Source organism: Streptomyces sp. NBC_01537, from assembly GCF_045040445.1.
GTDB lineage: Bacteria > Actinomycetota > Actinomycetes > Streptomycetales > Streptomycetaceae > Actinacidiphila.
Map to the genome: position 1 here is coordinate 6497265 of NZ_CP109392.1, position 16274 is coordinate 6513538.

The 16274-nt window shown below is 71.0% G+C and carries 13 protein-coding genes; 11 read left to right on the top strand and 2 right to left on the bottom strand.

Translation table 11 applies throughout. The features are described from left to right. Window positions 1-100: 100 nt before the first annotated feature. From mrdA to OG607_RS29955, 4 genes are all read left to right on the top strand, one after another. Entirely contained in the window at window positions 101-2314 is a 2214-nt protein-coding gene (gene mrdA, locus OG607_RS29940; RefSeq protein WP_405730122.1) for a penicillin-binding protein 2, read from the top strand. After that, a complete protein-coding gene (gene rodA / locus OG607_RS29945) occupies window positions 2314-3516 on the top strand; it encodes a rod shape-determining protein RodA (protein WP_405730124.1) in 1203 nt (400 codons plus the stop codon). Before mrdA ends, rodA begins: the two co-directional genes overlap by 1 nt. An 82-nt stretch (window positions 3517-3598) precedes the next feature. Next, a complete protein-coding gene (locus OG607_RS29950; protein WP_405730126.1) occupies window positions 3599-5173 on the top strand; it encodes a CHAD domain-containing protein in 1575 nt (524 codons plus the stop codon). A gap of 74 nt (window positions 5174-5247) precedes the next feature. Continuing rightward, window positions 5248-7197: a TIGR03960 family B12-binding radical SAM protein gene (locus OG607_RS29955; protein ID WP_405730128.1), complete on the top strand. Its 1950-nt coding sequence runs from the start codon at window positions 5248-5250 to the stop codon at window positions 7195-7197. A gap of 65 nt (window positions 7198-7262) precedes the next feature. Here the strand turns inward: OG607_RS29955 and OG607_RS29960 are convergent, their stop codons facing one another. Continuing rightward, on the bottom strand, window positions 7263-7847 hold the full coding sequence (locus OG607_RS29960) for a TerD family protein (protein ID WP_405730130.1): 585 nt from the start codon (window positions 7845-7847) through the stop codon (window positions 7263-7265). Between the two features lie 116 nt (window positions 7848-7963). On the opposite strand from OG607_RS29960, the gene OG607_RS29965 reads away from it, so the two are divergent. From OG607_RS29965 to OG607_RS29975, 3 genes are read left to right on the top strand one after another with little or no spacing between them, the layout of a single operon-like run. Next, the gene (locus tag OG607_RS29965; RefSeq protein ID WP_405730132.1) at window positions 7964-8491 is read left to right on the top strand and encodes a GNAT family N-acetyltransferase; all 528 of its coding nucleotides are present in this window, start codon (window positions 7964-7966) and stop codon (window positions 8489-8491) included. A gap of 9 nt (window positions 8492-8500) precedes the next feature. Beyond that, window positions 8501-9460 (top strand): hypothetical protein, encoded by a 960-nt coding sequence (locus OG607_RS29970; RefSeq protein ID WP_405730134.1) that lies wholly within the window; start codon window positions 8501-8503, stop codon window positions 9458-9460. Further along, window positions 9457-9843, top strand: coding sequence for a VOC family protein (locus OG607_RS29975; RefSeq protein ID WP_405730136.1), 387 nt, complete (start codon window positions 9457-9459; stop codon window positions 9841-9843). The genes OG607_RS29970 and OG607_RS29975 overlap by 4 nt, the downstream gene beginning before the upstream one ends. Window positions 9844-9849: 6 nt before the next feature. Here OG607_RS29975 and OG607_RS29980 read toward each other — a convergent pair whose 3' ends face one another. Next, window positions 9850-12156: an ATP-binding protein gene (locus OG607_RS29980; protein WP_405730138.1), complete on the bottom strand. Its 2307-nt coding sequence runs from the start codon at window positions 12154-12156 to the stop codon at window positions 9850-9852. Window positions 12157-12336: 180 nt separating this feature from the next. Here OG607_RS29980 and OG607_RS29985 point away from each other — a divergent pair, with 180 nt between their 5' ends. The 4 genes from OG607_RS29985 to OG607_RS30000 all read left to right on the top strand — a co-directional run bounded on the left by OG607_RS29985 (window position 12337) and on the right by OG607_RS30000 (window position 16195). Continuing rightward, on the top strand, window positions 12337-12552 hold the full coding sequence (locus OG607_RS29985) for a type II toxin-antitoxin system VapB family antitoxin (protein ID WP_405730140.1): 216 nt from the start codon (window positions 12337-12339) through the stop codon (window positions 12550-12552). Next, window positions 12549-12965: a PIN domain nuclease gene (locus OG607_RS29990; protein WP_405730142.1), complete on the top strand. Its 417-nt coding sequence runs from the start codon at window positions 12549-12551 to the stop codon at window positions 12963-12965. Before OG607_RS29985 ends, OG607_RS29990 begins: the two co-directional genes overlap by 4 nt. A gap of 234 nt (window positions 12966-13199) precedes the next feature. Then, window positions 13200-15287 carry a tetratricopeptide repeat protein gene (locus OG607_RS29995; RefSeq protein ID WP_405730143.1) on the top strand — a complete coding sequence of 696 codons (2088 nt, stop codon included), beginning with the start codon at window positions 13200-13202 and terminating at the stop codon, window positions 15285-15287. Between the two features lie 125 nt (window positions 15288-15412). After that, entirely contained in the window at window positions 15413-16195 is a 783-nt protein-coding gene (locus OG607_RS30000) for a TIGR03936 family radical SAM-associated protein (RefSeq protein WP_405730145.1), read from the top strand. The last annotated feature ends 79 nt before the right edge of the window (window positions 16196-16274 follow it).

Sequence of the window (16274 nt, forward strand, 5' to 3'; positions counted from 1 at the left end):
CATTCTTCCGGGGGGCGACCCCCCGTACCCCTGCCGTACCCCAGCGAATCGACAGCGCGAGGCGGAGTCCCGGTGAACGCACCGGAGGAGGCAGCAGGCCATGAGTAACATCCCGGAGACCGGCCGTACGCCCCGCGTCACCATCCGTCTGATCATCCTGCAGATGATCGTGCTGTCCTTGCTGTTCACCCTCGGGGGCCGCCTGTGGTACCTCCAGATCCGCAACGGTGACGAGTACACCGAGCAGGCCGCCAGCAACAACGTCCAGGAAGTCGTCCAGCCCGCCGTGCGCGGCTCGATACTGGACGACAAGGGCGTCGCCCTCGCCGACAACGAGACCCGGCTCGTGGTCTCCGCCAGCCGCACCGACCTGCTGAAGATGAAGGACGACGGCAAGGCGGTGCTGACCCGGCTCGCCGCCGTGCTGGGCATGAAGCCCGAGGACGTACGGAACAAGGTGCGGCTGTGTGACTCGCAGACGCCCAAGCCGTGCTGGAACGGCTCGCCGTACCAGCCGATCCCGATCACCGACGAGGCGACGACCCAGCAGGCGCTGCAGATCATGGAGCGCCGGGAGGACTTCCCGGGGATAACGGCCGAGCCCACCGCCGTCCGCCGCTACCCCTCGCCCAGCGGCGCCAACGCCGCCCAGGTGCTGGGCTACCTCTCGCCCGTCACCGACGACGAGATCACCGCGTCCGAGAAGACCGGCCAGACGCTGCAGCGCTCCGACCAGATCGGCCGCTCCGGCCTGGAGAAGACCTACGACAGCGCCCTGCGCGGCAAGGCCGGCGTCACCCGCTACCAGGTGGACAACCTCGGCCGGGTGATCGGCAAGGCCGGCGAGACCAAGGCGCAGGCCGGCAGCAACCTGGTCACCAGCATCGACTCCAAGGTCCAGGCGGTCGCGGAGAAGGAGCTGAAGCAGGCGATCAAGGACGCCCGCAAGACCTGGGACAAGGTCACCAACAGCTATTACAAGGCGGACTCCGGCGCCGTCGTGGTGATGGACGTGCACACCGGCCAGGTCATCGCGATGGCCAGCGCGCCGACGTACGACAACAACGCCTGGGTCGGCGGCATCTCCGCCAAGGACTACGCGCGGCTGACCAGCAAGAAGTCCAACTACCCGCTGCTCAACCGGGCCATACAGGGTCAGTCCGCCCCCGGCTCCACCTTCAAGCCGATCTCCACCTCGGCGGCGGTGAACGCGGGCTACTCGATCGACGGCCGCTACGCCTGCCCGTCCTCGATGACCATCGGCGGCCGGGTCTTCAAGAACTTCGAGGGCGAGAGCGCCGGTTCCATCACCCTCGCCCACGCGCTGGAGATCTCCTGCGACACGGTCTTCTACGGCCTGTCCTACGACCAGTGGCTCAAGGACGGCGGCACGAAGCCGAAGAAGAAGACCGCGGACTGGTTCTACAAGACCGCCAAGCAGTTCGGCCTCGGCTCCGTCACCGGCCTCGACCTGCCCGGCGAGGTCACCGGCCGGATCCCGGACCGTCAGTGGAAGCGGGCGTACTACGAGGCCAACAAGATCTACTGGTGCAAGGTCGCCAAGAGCAACAAGCACGACTACGCGAGCGAGATCGCCCGCGAGAACTGCACCGACGGCTATGTGATGCGCGCCGGTGACTCCGTCAACTACGCGATCGGCCAGGGCGACACCCTCGTCACCCCGATCCAGATGGCCCGCGTCTACTCCGCCATCGCCAACGGCGGCACCCTGTACCAGCCCACCATCGGCAAGGCCATCGTCAGCGCCGACGGCAAGACGGTCACCAGGATCAAGCCGAAGGTCACCGGCAAGGCGCCCGACACCCAGAAGACCCTGAAGTACATCAACCAGGCCCTCGCCGGCGTCGTCACCAGCGGTACCGCCGCCTGGCGCTTCGGCGGCTGGCCGCAGGACAAGATCACCCTGCACGCCAAGACCGGCACCGCCGAGGTCGCCGGCAAGCAGACCACGTCCTGGTTCACCACGTACACCAAGGACTACGCGGTGATAATGACGATCTCCCAGGGCGGCACCGGCTCCGGCGGCTCGGGACCGGCCGTGCGCAAGATCTACGAGGCGATGTACGGCGTCCAGGAGGACGGCTCCATCGACAACAAGAAGGCGCTGCTCCCCAAGCCCGTCACCAAGCTGCCGAAGATCAACGGCGACGGCACGGTCACCTCGGCCTCGACCGCCCAGAAGGCCTCCTACGACCTCCCGTCCGTCCCCTCGCAGGGCGGCGGCACCGTGGCACTGGCAGCCCTGACGCCCGAGCGCAGCGAGAAGTACCTGCTGGGCCGGAGGTACTGGTGATGGCGAGCACCTCCAACAGTTACGCCGTCCGCCGCTTCACCCCCGAGCGCGGCGCCTTCGGCAAGCTGCTGGCCCGTGACGGGATAGTGCGCCGGATGGACTGGGTGCTGCTGGGCTGCGCCATCGGGCTGTCGCTGATCGGCACCCTGCTCGTCTACTCCGCGACCCGCGGCCGCACCGAGCTCACCCACGGCGACCAGTACTACTTCCTGATCCGCCACCTCATGAACACCGGCATCGGCATCGCGCTGGCCGCCGCCACCATCGCGCTCGGCCACCGCCGCCTGCGCGGCGCCGTCCCGGTGCTCTACGGCATCTCGGTCCTGCTCGTGCTCGCCGTGCTCACCCCGCTCGGCTCCACGGTCAACGGCGCGCACGCCTGGATCGTGCTCGGCGGCGGCTTCTCGCTGCAGCCGTCGGAGTTCACCAAGCTCACCATCATCCTCAGCATGGCGATGGTGCTGGCGGCCCGCGTCGACGCGGGCGACCGCGTCCACCCCGACCACCGCACGGTCGCCCAGGCGCTCGGTTTCGCCATCGTGCCGATGGCCATCGTCATGCTGATGCCCGACCTCGGGTCCGTGATGGTGATGGCCGTCATCGTCCTGGGGGTGCTGCTGGCCTCCGGCGCCTCCAACCGCTGGGTCCTGGGCCTCATCACCGCCGGCGCCGGGGGCGCGGTGCTGATCTGGCGGCTCGGCGTCCTCGACCAGTACCAGATCGACCGCTTCGCCGCCTTCGCCAACCCCGCGCTGGACCCGGCGGGCGTCGGCTACAACACCAACCAGGCCCGTATCGCCATCGGCTCCGGCGGCCTGCTCGGCAAGGGCCTCTTCCACGGCAGCCAGACCACCGGCCAGTTCGTGCCCGAGCAGCAGACCGACTTCGTCTTCACGGTGGCGGGGGAGGAGCTGGGCTTCATCGGCGCCGGGCTGATCATCGTGCTGCTGGGCGTCGTGCTGTGGCGCGCCTGCCGGATCGCCCGCAACGCGACCGACCTGTACGGCACGATCATCGCCGCCGGGATCATCGCCTGGTTCGCCTTCCAGGCCTTCGAGAACATCGGCATGACGCTGGGCATCATGCCGGTCGCGGGCCTTCCGCTGCCGTTCGTCTCCTACGGAGGATCGTCGATGTTCGCCGTGTGGGTGGCGGTCGGGCTGCTGCAGGCCGTGCGCATGCAGAGACCGCTGTCGGCCTGAGCGGGCCAGGCCATGGCCTGGGGGTCATGGCCTGGGTGAACGCACCATTGCGATAGGCGGAACAGGCGATTACGTTCCATGTATGGGAAAGCGTGTGCGGGAGACCGAGCGCAAATACGAAGCCGCCGACCTGACTGCTGAACCGACTGCCGAAGCGGCTGCCGAACCCGACCTCACCGGGCTGCCCGGCGTCGCGGAGGTCCGCACCCTGGAGCCGGCCGAGCTCGACGCCGTCTACTTCGACACCTCCGACCTGCGCCTCGCCACCCACCGCACCACGCTGCGCCGCCGCACCGGCGGCGACGACGCCGGCTGGCACCTCAAGCTCCCGACCTCGCAGGCCGACACCCGCACTGAGGTACAGCTCCCGCTCGGCGGCCAGGGCGGCCAGGGCGGCCAGGGCGGCAAGGGCGGCAAGGGCGGCAAGGGCGGCAAGGACGTCCCGCGCAAGCTGGCCGCCGAGGTCGCGGTGCACACGCGGGGCCGCGCCCTGGAGCCCGTCGTACGGCTGCGCAACACCCGTCGGCGCCTCCATCTGCTGGACGCCGAGAGCACGCCGCTCGCCGAGATCGCCTACGACCACGTCACCGCCGAGCCCGGCCCCTCCTGGACCGAGACCGAGGTCGAGCTGCTGGCGGGCGGCAAACCGGATCTGCTCGATGCCGTCGAGGAACGCCTCACCGCCGCCGGCCTGCGCCGCTCCGCCTCTCCGTCGAAGCTCGCCCGCGCCCTGGGCGACCGGCTCGCCGGCGCCCCCAAGCCCCCCGAGCCCTCCACCTCGCTCGACGCCGCCGGTGACGCCGCCCTCGCCTACCTCCACGCCCAGGTCCACGCCATCGCCGCCTACGACCCCGCCGTCCGGCGTGACGAGGCGGACTCCGTCCACCAGATGCGCGTCTCCACCCGCCGGCTGCGCAGCGCGCTCAAATCCTTCCGCCGCGAGCTCGACCGCGCCGCCACCGATCCCGTGGGTGACGAGCTGAAATGGCTCGCCGCCGTCCTCGGTATGGAACGGGACCGCGAAGTCCTCGCCGACCGCCTCGCCCAGCGCGTCTCCGAGCTCCCCGACCCCTACGTTCCCGGCCCCGCCCGCACCCGCCTGCGCGGCGGCCCCGGCGCCTCTCACGCCACCGCGCGCAAAACCCTTCTCCGCGAGCTCAACGGCGACCGCTACTTCGCCCTCCTCGACACCCTGGACGCCCTCCTCACCGCCCCACCCCTCCTCGAAGCCGCCAAGGCCCCGGCCGCCGCCGCCCTCACCCGGACCGTACGCCGCGACCACCGGCGCCTCCGGCGTCTCGTCGAGTCCGCGCTCGCCCTGGAGCCCGGCCACGAACGCGACCTCTCCCTCCACGAGGCCCGTAAGGCCGCCAAGCGCGCCCGCTACAGCAGCGAGGCCGCCCAGCCGGTGCTCGGCAAGCCTGCCGCCAAGCACACCAAGCGGATGAAGGGCATCCAGCAGCTCCTCGGCGAGCACCAGGACAGCGTCATCGCACGCGACGCCGTCGTCCGCCTCGCGGACGAGGCCCGGGCGGTCGGCGAGGACACGTTCGCCTACGGCGCGCTGGCGCAGCTCGAGCGCGGCCTCGCGGCGCGGGCGGAGGCCGCCGTCCCCAAGGCGTGGCGAGACGCGGACCGGGGCGAGCTGGCGGGCTGACGGAGAAAGCGTTCGTGTGAACGCGTTACGCTGGATGGTCACTCCCCTGCCGCTCACGAAAGACACCACCTCTGATGCCTGTCGAGTCGGTCTTCCCCCGCCTGGAAGCGCTTCTCCCGCACGTCCAGAAGCCCATCCAGTACGTAGGCGGCGAGCTGAACTCCACCGTCAAGGACTGGGACAGCTGCGACGTCCGCTGGTCCCTCATGTACCCGGACGCGTACGAGGTGGGGCTGCCCAACCAGGGCGTCATGATCCTCTACGAGGTGCTGAACGAGCGCGAGGGCGTCCTCGCCGAGCGCACCTACAGCGTGTGGCCGGACCTCGAAGCGCTGATGCGCGAGCACGCCGTCCCGCAGTTCACCGTGGACGCGCACCGCCCGGTGAAGGCGTTCGACGTCTTCGGCCTGAGCTTCTCCACCGAGCTCGGCTACACCAACATGCTCACCGCGCTCGACCTCGCCGGCATCCCCCTCAACGCCGCCGACCGCACCCTGGACGACCCGATCGTGCTGGCCGGCGGCCACGCCGCCTTCAACCCCGAGCCGATCGCGGAGTTCCTGGACGCCGCCGTCATCGGCGACGGCGAGCAGGCCGTCCTGCAGATCACCGACCTCATCCGCGCCTGGAAGGCCGAGGGCCGCCCGGGCGGCCGCGACGAGCTGCTGTTCCGGCTGGCCCGCACGGGCGGGGTGTACGTACCGAAGTTCTACGACGTCGAGTACCTCCCCGACGGCCGCATCGGCCGCGTCGTGCCGAACCGCAGCGGCGTGCCGTGGCGGGTCTCCAAGCACACGGTCATGGACCTCGACGAGTGGCCCTACCCGAAGCAGCCGCTGGTCCCCCTCGCGGAGACCGTGCACGAGCGGATGTCCGTGGAGATCTTCCGCGGCTGTACGCGCGGCTGCCGTTTCTGCCAGGCCGGCATGATCACCCGCCCCGTGCGGGAGCGGTCCATCACCGGCATCGGCGAGATGGTCGAGAAGGGACTCAAGGCCACCGGCTTCGAGGAGGTCGGCCTGCTGTCCCTGTCCTCCGCCGACCACAGCGAGATCGCCGAGGTCGCCAAGGGCCTCGCCGACCGCTACACCGAGGACAAGATCGGCCTCTCCCTCCCCTCCACCCGCGTCGACGCCTTCAACATCGACCTCGCGAACGAGCTGACCCGCAACGGCCGCCGGTCGGGCCTGACCTTCGCCCCCGAGGGCGGCTCGGAGCGGATCCGCAAGGTCATCAACAAGATGGTCTCGGAAGAGGACCTGATCCGTACCGTCGCCACCGCGTACGGCAACGGCTGGCGCCAGGTGAAGCTCTACTTCATGGCGGGACTGCCGACCGAGACCGACGAGGACGTCCTCCAGATCGCCGAAATGGCGAAGAAGGTCATCCAGAAGGGCCGCGAGGTCACCGGCCAGAACGACATCCGCTGCACGGTCTCCATCGGCGGCTTCGTCCCCAAGCCCCACACCCCCTTCCAGTGGGCCCCCCAGCTCGGCGTCGAGGAGACCGACGCGAGGCTCGAGAAGCTGCGCGACGCCATCCGCAGCGACCGCAAGTACGGCCGCAACATCGGCTACCGCTACCACGACGGCAAGCCCGGCATCATCGAGGGCCTCCTCTCGCGCGGCGACCGCCGCGTCGGCGCCGTCATCCGCGCCGTCTACGAGGACGGCGGCCGCTTCGACGGCTGGCGCGAGCACTTCTCCTACGAGCGCTGGCGCCGCAGCGCCGACAAGGCGCTCCCCGAGCAGGGCGTCGACCTCGCCTGGTACACGACCCGGGAGCGTACGTACGAAGAGGTCCTGCCCTGGGACCACCTCGACTCCGGCCTGGACAAGGACTGGCTCTGGGAGGACTGGCAGGACGCCCTCGACGAGGGCGAGGTCGAGGACTGCCGCTGGACCCCGTGCTTCGACTGCGGCGTCTGCCCGCAGCTCGGCCTCGACATCCAGATCGGCCCGACGGGCAAGACGCTCCTCCCGCTGACGGTGAAGCAGCCGGCGGGCAGCGGGCACAGCCACTGAGCGAACCTGTGGCCCGGCGTCGCTTGCGCGCACGCCGGGCCACAGGGCTCTTTGCAGTACTGCTGCTACTTGCTGACGGCGAAGCGCATCAGGGCGTTCTCGTCACCCTGCTTGATCTTCCCCGTTGTGTTGATCACCTCAAGCTTCCAACTGTCGCCGACCCGCACGGCCTTGGCCACGGCACAGCCGTTGTCCTGGGTGAGCAGACTCGGCCAGATGTCAGCGACCTGCTGCGAGCTGCCCCCAGTGCCGTCGTAGACCTTGAAGCTGACGTTGCGCGCCTTCTGGAAGGAGCTTCCCTTCTTGTAGGCGGCAGCGATGAACACGATCGACGTGATCTGGCGCGGTATCTTCGCGAACTCCACCGCCACCGTCTCGTCGTCGCCCTCCCCATGCCCGGTCTGGTTGTCGCCGCTGTGCACCATGGCGCTGTTGCCCATGGGGTCCAGAGAGTCGAGGCCCGCCAGGCGCACGGGCTCCCCGCCCTGCATGGCGATGGCGATCAGGTCGAGGTCGGTGCCGGACTTGCGGCGGAGCGTGCCTATCAAGCCGCCGCTGCTGCCTGCGGTGGGATCCCAGGACACCCCGATGGACAGATGGGTCACTCCATCCAGATCCGCCGGGCCGTCTTCCTTCGTGAGCGTAATCATGAGTGGATCATCCTCTTGGTGACGGGACTGCGATACGCAAAGTGTGCCTGTAGGTTCCTGCTTTCCATACGACAGGTCCACCGTTTCCCACTGGGAGTGAGAGGAGTCGGACCGCATTGCCCGAACTCATAACTCCGGACATCCGCGTTCACGCCTCGTACGTCGCCGCCATGGAGGAGTTCCGTGCGGAAGGGCGCGGCGCCCCCGGCGAGATCTCCTCCATCGGGCTCGCCATCCGCGAATACGGCGACCGCTGGCACGACCCCGTCGTCTTCGCCGAGCACGTCTCGCGGGTCCGGACCCTCACCCCCGACCCCATCGCCCTGTGCACCACCCTCTGGTACGTCGACGGCCACCGCTTTCTCGGCCGCCTCGCCATCCGCCACGAACTCACCGCGCCTTGGGGCCAGTTCATCGGCCACATCGGCTACGACGTCCGCCCGGGCGCCCGGCGTCGCGGCCACGCCACGGCGATGCTGCGGGCGGCGCTCCCGTACGCGTACGGGCTGGGGCTCGACCCTGCGCTCGTCACGTGCGACACCGGCAACGTCCCCTCCCGGAAGGTCATCGAGGCCTGCGGCGGCCGCTTCGCCGACGAACTGGACGGCAAGCTGCGCTATTGGGTACCCACCGGCATCAACTAGCGTGCCCCCATGCACGAACGGGGGAAGTACGAGAAATATGACGCGAGGCCGTCTGGCGACGGCTGCCTGACCGCCGCGATACGGCTGCCGGTCCGGATCGTCGCGCTGGTGATCCTGCTGCCGGTGCGCATGGCCTGGGACGCGCTCACCGCCCTCGGCCGCGCCCTGAACCGCTACGCCCTCGCCCCGGTCGGGCGCGCGCTCGCCTGGCTGCTGCGGTGGCTGTTCGTGGTGCCGACGGTTGCGTTGTGGCAGTACGTGGTCGTGCCGGTGGGGCGCGGGATCGCCTGGGCGCTGCGGACGCTGGTCGTGTTGCCGCTGGTCGCCCTCTGGCGGTACGTCGTCGTGCCGGTGGCACTCGGCCTGGCCTGGGCACTGCGGATGCTCGGTGCAGGGCTGGCGTGGCTGGGCCGGGTGCTCCTGGTGGTGCCGTTGGCGGCGTTGTGGCGGTACGTGCTGGCTCCGCTGGGGCGGGGGATCGCCTGGGTCCTGCGGACGCTGGGCGTGGGGCTGGCGTGGCTCTGGCGGGTGCTCGTCGTGGTGCCGCTGATCGCGCTGTGGCGGTACGTGCTGGCGCCGCTGGGGCGCGCGCTGGCCTGGACGCTCCGGATGGTCGGCACAGGGTTGGTGTGGCTGGCCCGAGTGCTCCTGGTGCTGCCGCTCGTTGCGCTGTACCGATACGTGCTCGCGCCCGTCGGCCGTGAAATCTGGGCAGCGCTGCGGTGGGCCTGGCGCGTCGCGGGGTACATCTCGCGCGCCGTCGGGCGGGTGCTGGCTTGGCTCGGCCGGGTGTTCGTGGTGGTGCCGGTGCGGTGGGTGTGGCAGACCCTCGTCCGCCCGGCGGGCCGCTGGCTGCGGCACAGCGTGTGGTGGCCGGTCAAGCGGGCCCTGGCTCAGGCCCGCGAGACCGTCCGCCAGGTCCGCGCGGATGTGCGTCGGGCTCTGTTCGGGGCCTCGGGGAAGCGATGACCCATCGCAGCCGCGCGTACGCCGTCCTCATCGACACGCCCCGGGAGGATGCTCGGGCGTCGGCCGCCTTCTGGTCGGCGGCCCTGGGCGCGCCCGCCCGGGAGGTGCCGGGGGAGGAGCAGTTCACGGTGCTGGGCGCGGATGCGGTGCCGGGGCTGGTGGTCGCCGTCCAGGCGGTGGATGACGAGCCGCGCTTCCATGTCGACGTCGAGACGGACGACGTGGAGGCGGAGACCGCGCGGCTGGTGGCGCTGGGGGCAGTCGAGGTGTCGCAGTGGCTGGAGTGCCGGGTGCTGCGGGCGCCGGGCGGGCATTTGGTGTGCGTGATTCCGGTGCACAGCGGGGCTGCGTTCTTCGCGGAGCACGCCCGGGTGTGGCCGTAGGCGGGGCTACGGCTCTTCTGCGTGGCGTCGGGCTTCGGCGGCTTTGGCGTCGTCCCCGGCCCGGGTGTAGGCGTCTGCGGCCTCGAGCCAGGCCGTGCGGGCGGCGGTGGGGTCACCGGTGGCCTGTTGGGCGCGGGCGAGGTTGTGCAGTGTGTTGCCGGTCTCGTACCAGTTGTCGAACTCCGCGAACAGCTCCAGCGCCGTGCGGTAAGCATCGATGGCCTCCGCTGCCCGACCCGCCTCCCGGAGGGCGGCGCCGAGGCCGTACCAGGCCATGGCCTCGTTGTTGCGGTCACCGGTGGCCTGGTGCAGGTTGCGGGCGCGGGTGTGGGCGTCGATGGCCTCCTCCGCTGTCCGGCCCGCCTCCTGTAGGGCGCTGCCGAGGTTGTTCCACGCCCCGGCCTCGTTGTTGCGGTCGCTGGTGGCCTGGAAGAGGTCGCGGGCGCGGGTGTGGGCGTCGATGGCCTCCTCCGCCCGGCCCGCCTTCCGCAGGGCGAGGCCGAGGTTGTTCCACGCCGCAGCCTCGCTGTTGCGGTTGCCGGTGGCCTGGAAGACGTGGCGGGCGCGGGTGTGGGCGTCGATGGCCTCCTCCGCCCGGCCCGTCTCCTGTACGGCGATGCCGAGGATGGTCCACGCCAGGGCCTCGCTGTTGCGGTCGCCGGTGCGGGCTGCGGCCCGCTGGGCGCACTGGCACACGGTGCTCTGGTCGTCGAAGTACCGCCGCCGGTACAGGTACTCGCTCAGGCACAGGGCCAGACCGACGGCGATGGGGCTGTGGCGGTCGTCGTCGGCCCACTGGGCGGCGGCCACCAGATTGGCCCGCTCCGCGTCCAGCCATTCCAGCGCCTCCCCCCGGCCGGCGAACAGCGGCGGTACTGGCAACCCCGGAAGCCACCGCAGATGACTGTCGGCGGCCTGCGCCCACCGGTAGTAGAACCCCAGCACCCGCCCACGCGCCGCCTCGGCCTCCCCCGACGCCTCCGCCAGCCGGGACGCGTACGCCCGCACCAGGTCGTGCAACCGCCACCGCGCACGGCCGCTGGCGCGCTCGATGAGGTGGGCGCGTTCCAGGGCCACCAGGGTCTTCAGGGGCGGAGCGTCGGCCCCCGCCAGGGCGGCGATGGCGTCGTTGCCGGCGTCTGGGCCGGGGGCCACCGCGAGCAACCGCAGTAGGCGCGCCTGGTCTTCGGGCAGGCCGCGGTACGAGAGGTCGAGGGTGGCGCGGACGCTGCGCTCGCCGTCGTCGAGGTCGAGCTCGTCCGCCAACTCGGTGACCGGCATGCCCGGGTCGGCGACGAGCAGGGCAGCCGCGATCTGGAGGGCGAGTGGCAGATGACCGCACAGCGTGGTCAGCCGATCCACCCCGGCCGGGTCGTCGGGGATGCGGTGATCCGCTGGGTCGGCGGCGCGCAAGGCGCGGTCGAGGAGGGCGTAGGCATCCTCAGCTGGGAGTACGCCAAGCGGAAGCAGCCGCGCGCCCAGCTGCGGGAGCTTGTCGCGGGAGGTGACCAGGACGCGGTGCCGTGCGTCGCCCGGGAGGAGGGGGCGGATCTGACTGGGCGAGGAGGCGTTGTCGGCGAGGATCAGCGTCGGCTCGCGGTCGGCGAGGGCGGCTCGGTAGAAGGCGGCACGCTCGTCGCCGGTCACCGGGATGTGCTCGGGCGGGATGCCCATGGCCCGCAGCAGGGACTGCAAGGCGAGGTCGGCGGTCACCGGCACCTCGTCGTAGCCGTGCAGGTCGACGAAGAGCGCGCCGCCCGGAAACCAGCCGCGCGCCCGCGCCTCGTGCCCGGCGATCACCGCCAACGCGGTCTTGCCGATGCCGCCGAGCCCGGACACCGCCGCGACCAGCACGGCCGCTTCCGGGTCGGACGCCGCCGGGCCCAGGGCGTCCAGCAGCCGCGCCAGTTCGTCGCCCCGGCCCGTGAAGCCCGTGGCCCGGGCGGGCAGTGCGTCCAGGGCCACGGGGGCGGGCCCGGCGGGCGGGAGGACGACCTGTATGCCGTTCACCGGGCCCAGGAAGACGCCGCCCCCGAAGTCCACGTGATCGCCCCGGTACCAGGCCGCCCCGCTGCCCGCCGTGTGCCGGTCCATGGCCGCCGCCACGGCCGCCCGCTCGCCGTCGCCCAGCAGGCGTTGGAGGCCGGCACCCCACTCCCGTAACCGCTCCCGCCGCGCGGGGTCGGCGGCGGCCTCCGCCAGCGCCGCCGAGTCGGTGCGGTCGTCCAGAACCGCGGCCAAGCCGGCCAGCGCCCGCCGCCCCGCGTCCCCCGCCGCGCCCTCGGCGAGCGCCGCCAGCAGTGCCCCGTCCATCGCGTCAGCCCCACCGTCCGTGTTCAGGTACCCATAATGGACCAATTCGCTGTACCTGGAGCTCACTTGAGGAGACTCGACCACCGCCGAGAGAAGTATCCGCCTCGGCGTTTGATATCGCGTATCGCGGATTTTGATATCCTGGTCGGGTCGCCATGCTTGCGGACAGAGGAGGACGTGATGGCCCGAACTGTCATAGATATCGATGACGAGATGCTGGCCGAGGCCGCTGAGATCTTCGGTACGACGACGAAGGTTGCGACCGTGAACGCGGCTCTGGAGGACGCGATCAAGCGGCGCAAGCGGGCATCGTTCCTCGGCTGGCTCGCGGAAGGCGGGCTTCCCGATCTGACCGGCCCGGTCGAGACTGTCGGCGACCCGCACAGGGCCGCATGAGCGAGCGCTTCCTCATCGACAAGTCCGCCCTCGCCCGTTATCCGAAGCCGGCCGTACGCGCGGTCGTCGACCCACTGCACAACGCGGGACTGCTCGCCGTGTGCGGGGCCGTCGAGCTTGAAGTCCTGCACAGCGCCCGGTCCAAAGCTGACGCGGAACGCATCAGGGACGAGATGCGGGGCTTCGAGTGGCTTCCTACTCCCGACGAAGCATGGGACCGCGCCCTGGATGTGCAGACGCGGCTCATCGCGGCCGGGAACTGGAAAGCACTGTCGGTCTCGGACCTGGTCATCGCCGCCACGGCCGAGCGCAATGGCGTGACCGTCCTGCACTACGACGGCGATTACGACATGATCGCGAGCGTGACCGGCCAGCCCATGCGTTGGGTGGTCGCTGCCGGAACCGCCGACTGACCTCAGCTGGGGGCAGCGGCGCCCGGGCCGGTGGCGAAGCCCACGGGCCCACCCTGGTCCTTGGAGTCGCGTACGCGGACCGGTCCGCTCCGAGCGCCGCCCGTCGATTCGGTACCCCTCAATTCCCGTCCCCACAAGCCGAGTCGGGGGGCAGGCCCGGCAAGACGATCTGGGCGGAGGTCGGGACCGACGTGCCGGTCCGCCCTAACATGGCGTCAGAATGGGGGCGAGGCCATGACCACGGCGGAGTACGAGGGCGACCACACCGAGGTCGGCACAGGGGCCACCATCAACGGCCCGGTCATCGGCAAGGTCGAGCACCACCACGGCCCGGTTCCCATCGCCACCGCCTCCCTCCCGCCCGCGCCCACCGGCTTCACCGGCCGTGACGCGGACCTGGACCGGCTGCTGCCCGTCCTTGCGCCGGAGGCACCCGACACCGAGATAGCCGTCGTCATCTGCGCCGTGTCCGGGCTCGGCGGCATCGGCAAGACGGCGCTCGCGCTGTACGCGGCCCACCGGGCCGACGCCGACGGTTGGTTCCCCGGCGGGATGGTCTTCGTCGACCTGCGCGGCTACGACCCCGACCCGGTTACCGCCGACCAGGCGGTCCTGGCGCTGCTGGACGTTTTCGGCGTACGCGGCACCGAACTGCCTCAGACGGCGGCTGGGCAGTACGCCCTCTACCGAACACGGCTCGCCCAGCAAGCCGAGCGGATGCTGCTTGTCCTCGACAACGTCTCCGACCCCGCCCAGGTCGCCCCGCTGCTCCCGGGAACGCACCGTCACCGCGTCCTGGTCACTTCCCGTGCCCGTCTCGTCGACCTCGACGCACGTCTCGTCGACCTCGATCCGCTGACGCCGGATGCCGCCGTTGGCCTCATCACCCGAGCCCTCCACATCAGCGACGACCGCGACGACCGCCCGGCCCGCGAGCCGGAGGCCCTGTGCGAGCTGGCGGCCCTGTGCGGGCACATCCCGCTCGCCCTCCAGATGGTCGCCGCCATGCTCCGCCGGCGCCGCTATCGCTCCATCGCTTCCCTTTCCGATGAGATCCGGGCCGCTGCCGACCCCGATGACGCTCTGCGGATTCGCGCTGTCCTCGACGTCACCTACGACCGCCTGCCAGCAGAAGCGGCTCGCCTGCTCCGCCTGCTCGCTCTGGCCCCGACCGCCGAGGTCGACTCCGACGCCATAGCCGCGATAGCCGACCTCCCCGCCGACCAGACGCTCACCCTGCTGGAACTCCTGACCACTACTCGGGTCGTCACCCCGGTTCCCACCTCCGAGCCGGGCAGCATGCGGTGGCGGTTGCACGACGTGGTGCGGGCGTATGCGGCTGGGCTGGCGGAGGTGTCGGGGGAGGCGGAGGCGGCGCGGGGGCGGGTGCTGGGGTTCTATTACCGGTGGGCGGATGCCGCCGATGATCATCTGCGGTGGCTGCCGGGTTCACCGGTGCCTGCGCTGTTCGTGGGCCGGGTGGAGGCGTTGGAGTGGTTGGATGCGGAGCGGGCCAATCTGGTGGCCGCCGCCCAGTGGGCCGACGATGACCGCCACGCCCCCACCGCCATCGACCTGGCCCTGGCCCTGAGCCGCGAGTACCTGTACTGGCGGCGGTACTTCGACGACCAGACCACCGTGTGCCGGTGCGCCCAGCGGGCCGCCGCCCGCACCGGCGACCAGCCCCGCGAGGCCACGGCGTGGAACAACCTTGGCGCCTCCCTGCGGGAGGCGGGCCATGTGGCGGAGGCCATTGACGCCCACACCCGCGCCCGCGACCTCTTCCAGGCCACCGGCGACCGCAACCGCGAAGCCGTGGCGTGGAACAACCTTGGCGCCTCCCTGCGGGAGGCGGGCCGGGCGGCGGAGGCCATTGACGCCCACACCCGGGCCCGCGACCTTCACCAGGCCACCGGCGACCGCAACAACGAGGCCACAGCGTGGAACCACCTCGGTGTCTCCCTGCGGGAGGTGGGCCGGGTGGCGGAGTCCATCGACGCCCACACCCGGTCCCGCGACCTTCACCGGGCAACCGGCAACCGCAACCACGAGGCCAGCGCGTGGCACGGCCTCGGTGCCTCCCTGCGGTACGCGGGCCGGGCAGCGGAGGCCATCGCCGCTTACCGCACGGCGCTGGAGCTGTACGGGGAGTTCGACAACTGGTACGACACCGGCAACGCCCTGCACAACCTCGCCATCGCCCACCAGGCCACCGGCGACCCCACCGCGGCCCGTACCGCCTACCTTCAGGCCGCCGACGCCTACACCCGCGCCAACGCCCCCTCCGAAGCCGCTGCCGCCCGCAGCCGCGCCCAGCAGTAGCGCATCCGAGTAACCTGGAACACGACAGACGGCCCCATCCGGGGCCCGGCTTGACGACACACGTACGTAGGGACTGAACGACACTGGGCAAGCGACAGCCCGAAGGCCCGCCGCCCGCACCCACCGTGCAGCGCATTCGGTTGCGCTATACGAAGCGGGGCCGCCTCCGGTTCACCAGCCATCGCGATTTTCAGCGTGCCTTTGAGCGGGCCCTGCGCCGCGCGGAGGTGCCGATGGCGTATTCGGCGGGCTTTACGCCGCATCCGAAGGTGTCGTATGCAAACGCCGCACCCACCGGCGTGGGCAGCGAGGCCGAGTTCTTGGAGATCGCGCTCGCTGAGGTGCGGGATCCGGAGAAGCTTCGTGCGCTGCTGGACGAGTCGCTGCCGGCGGGGCTGGATGTGACCGACGCGGTGGAGGCCCGGACATCGGGGCTGGCCGAGCGGTTGCAGGCTTCGGTGTGGGAGCTGCGCCTGGACGGTGTGGAGCCCGCGGAGGCGGAGAAGGCGGTCGCGGTGTTCCTGGCCGCGGAGACCGTTGAGGTCGAGCGGAAGACGAAGAACGGCATGCGCGCGTTCGACGCGCGCGGTGCGGTGATCGGGCTGGAAGTGGTCGGGGCGGCGGATTCACAGGTCGTCACGGCTGCTGAAGGCACGCTCGAACAGGGTGCCGATAGGCCAGTGGCAGGTGCTTGTGCGATACTGCGGCTGGTTGTTCGGCATTTGACACCTGCCGTGCGACCCGACGACGTCCTGTCCGGCCTCCGTGTGACGGCCGACCTCGCGCCGCCGGTCCCCGCTGCGGTGACCAGGCTGGCGCAGGGGCCGCTCGACGAGGAGACCGGCACGGTGACCGATCCGCTCGCGCCTGATCGCGACGCCGTGACGGTGCCGGAGGATTCCGCGTAGGACTGTCGTCGCTGTGACGCGCGCTTACCTAGCGCGCTCACTTAACAGACGAGACTTTCGTCGGCCCGTCAGGGCGGCG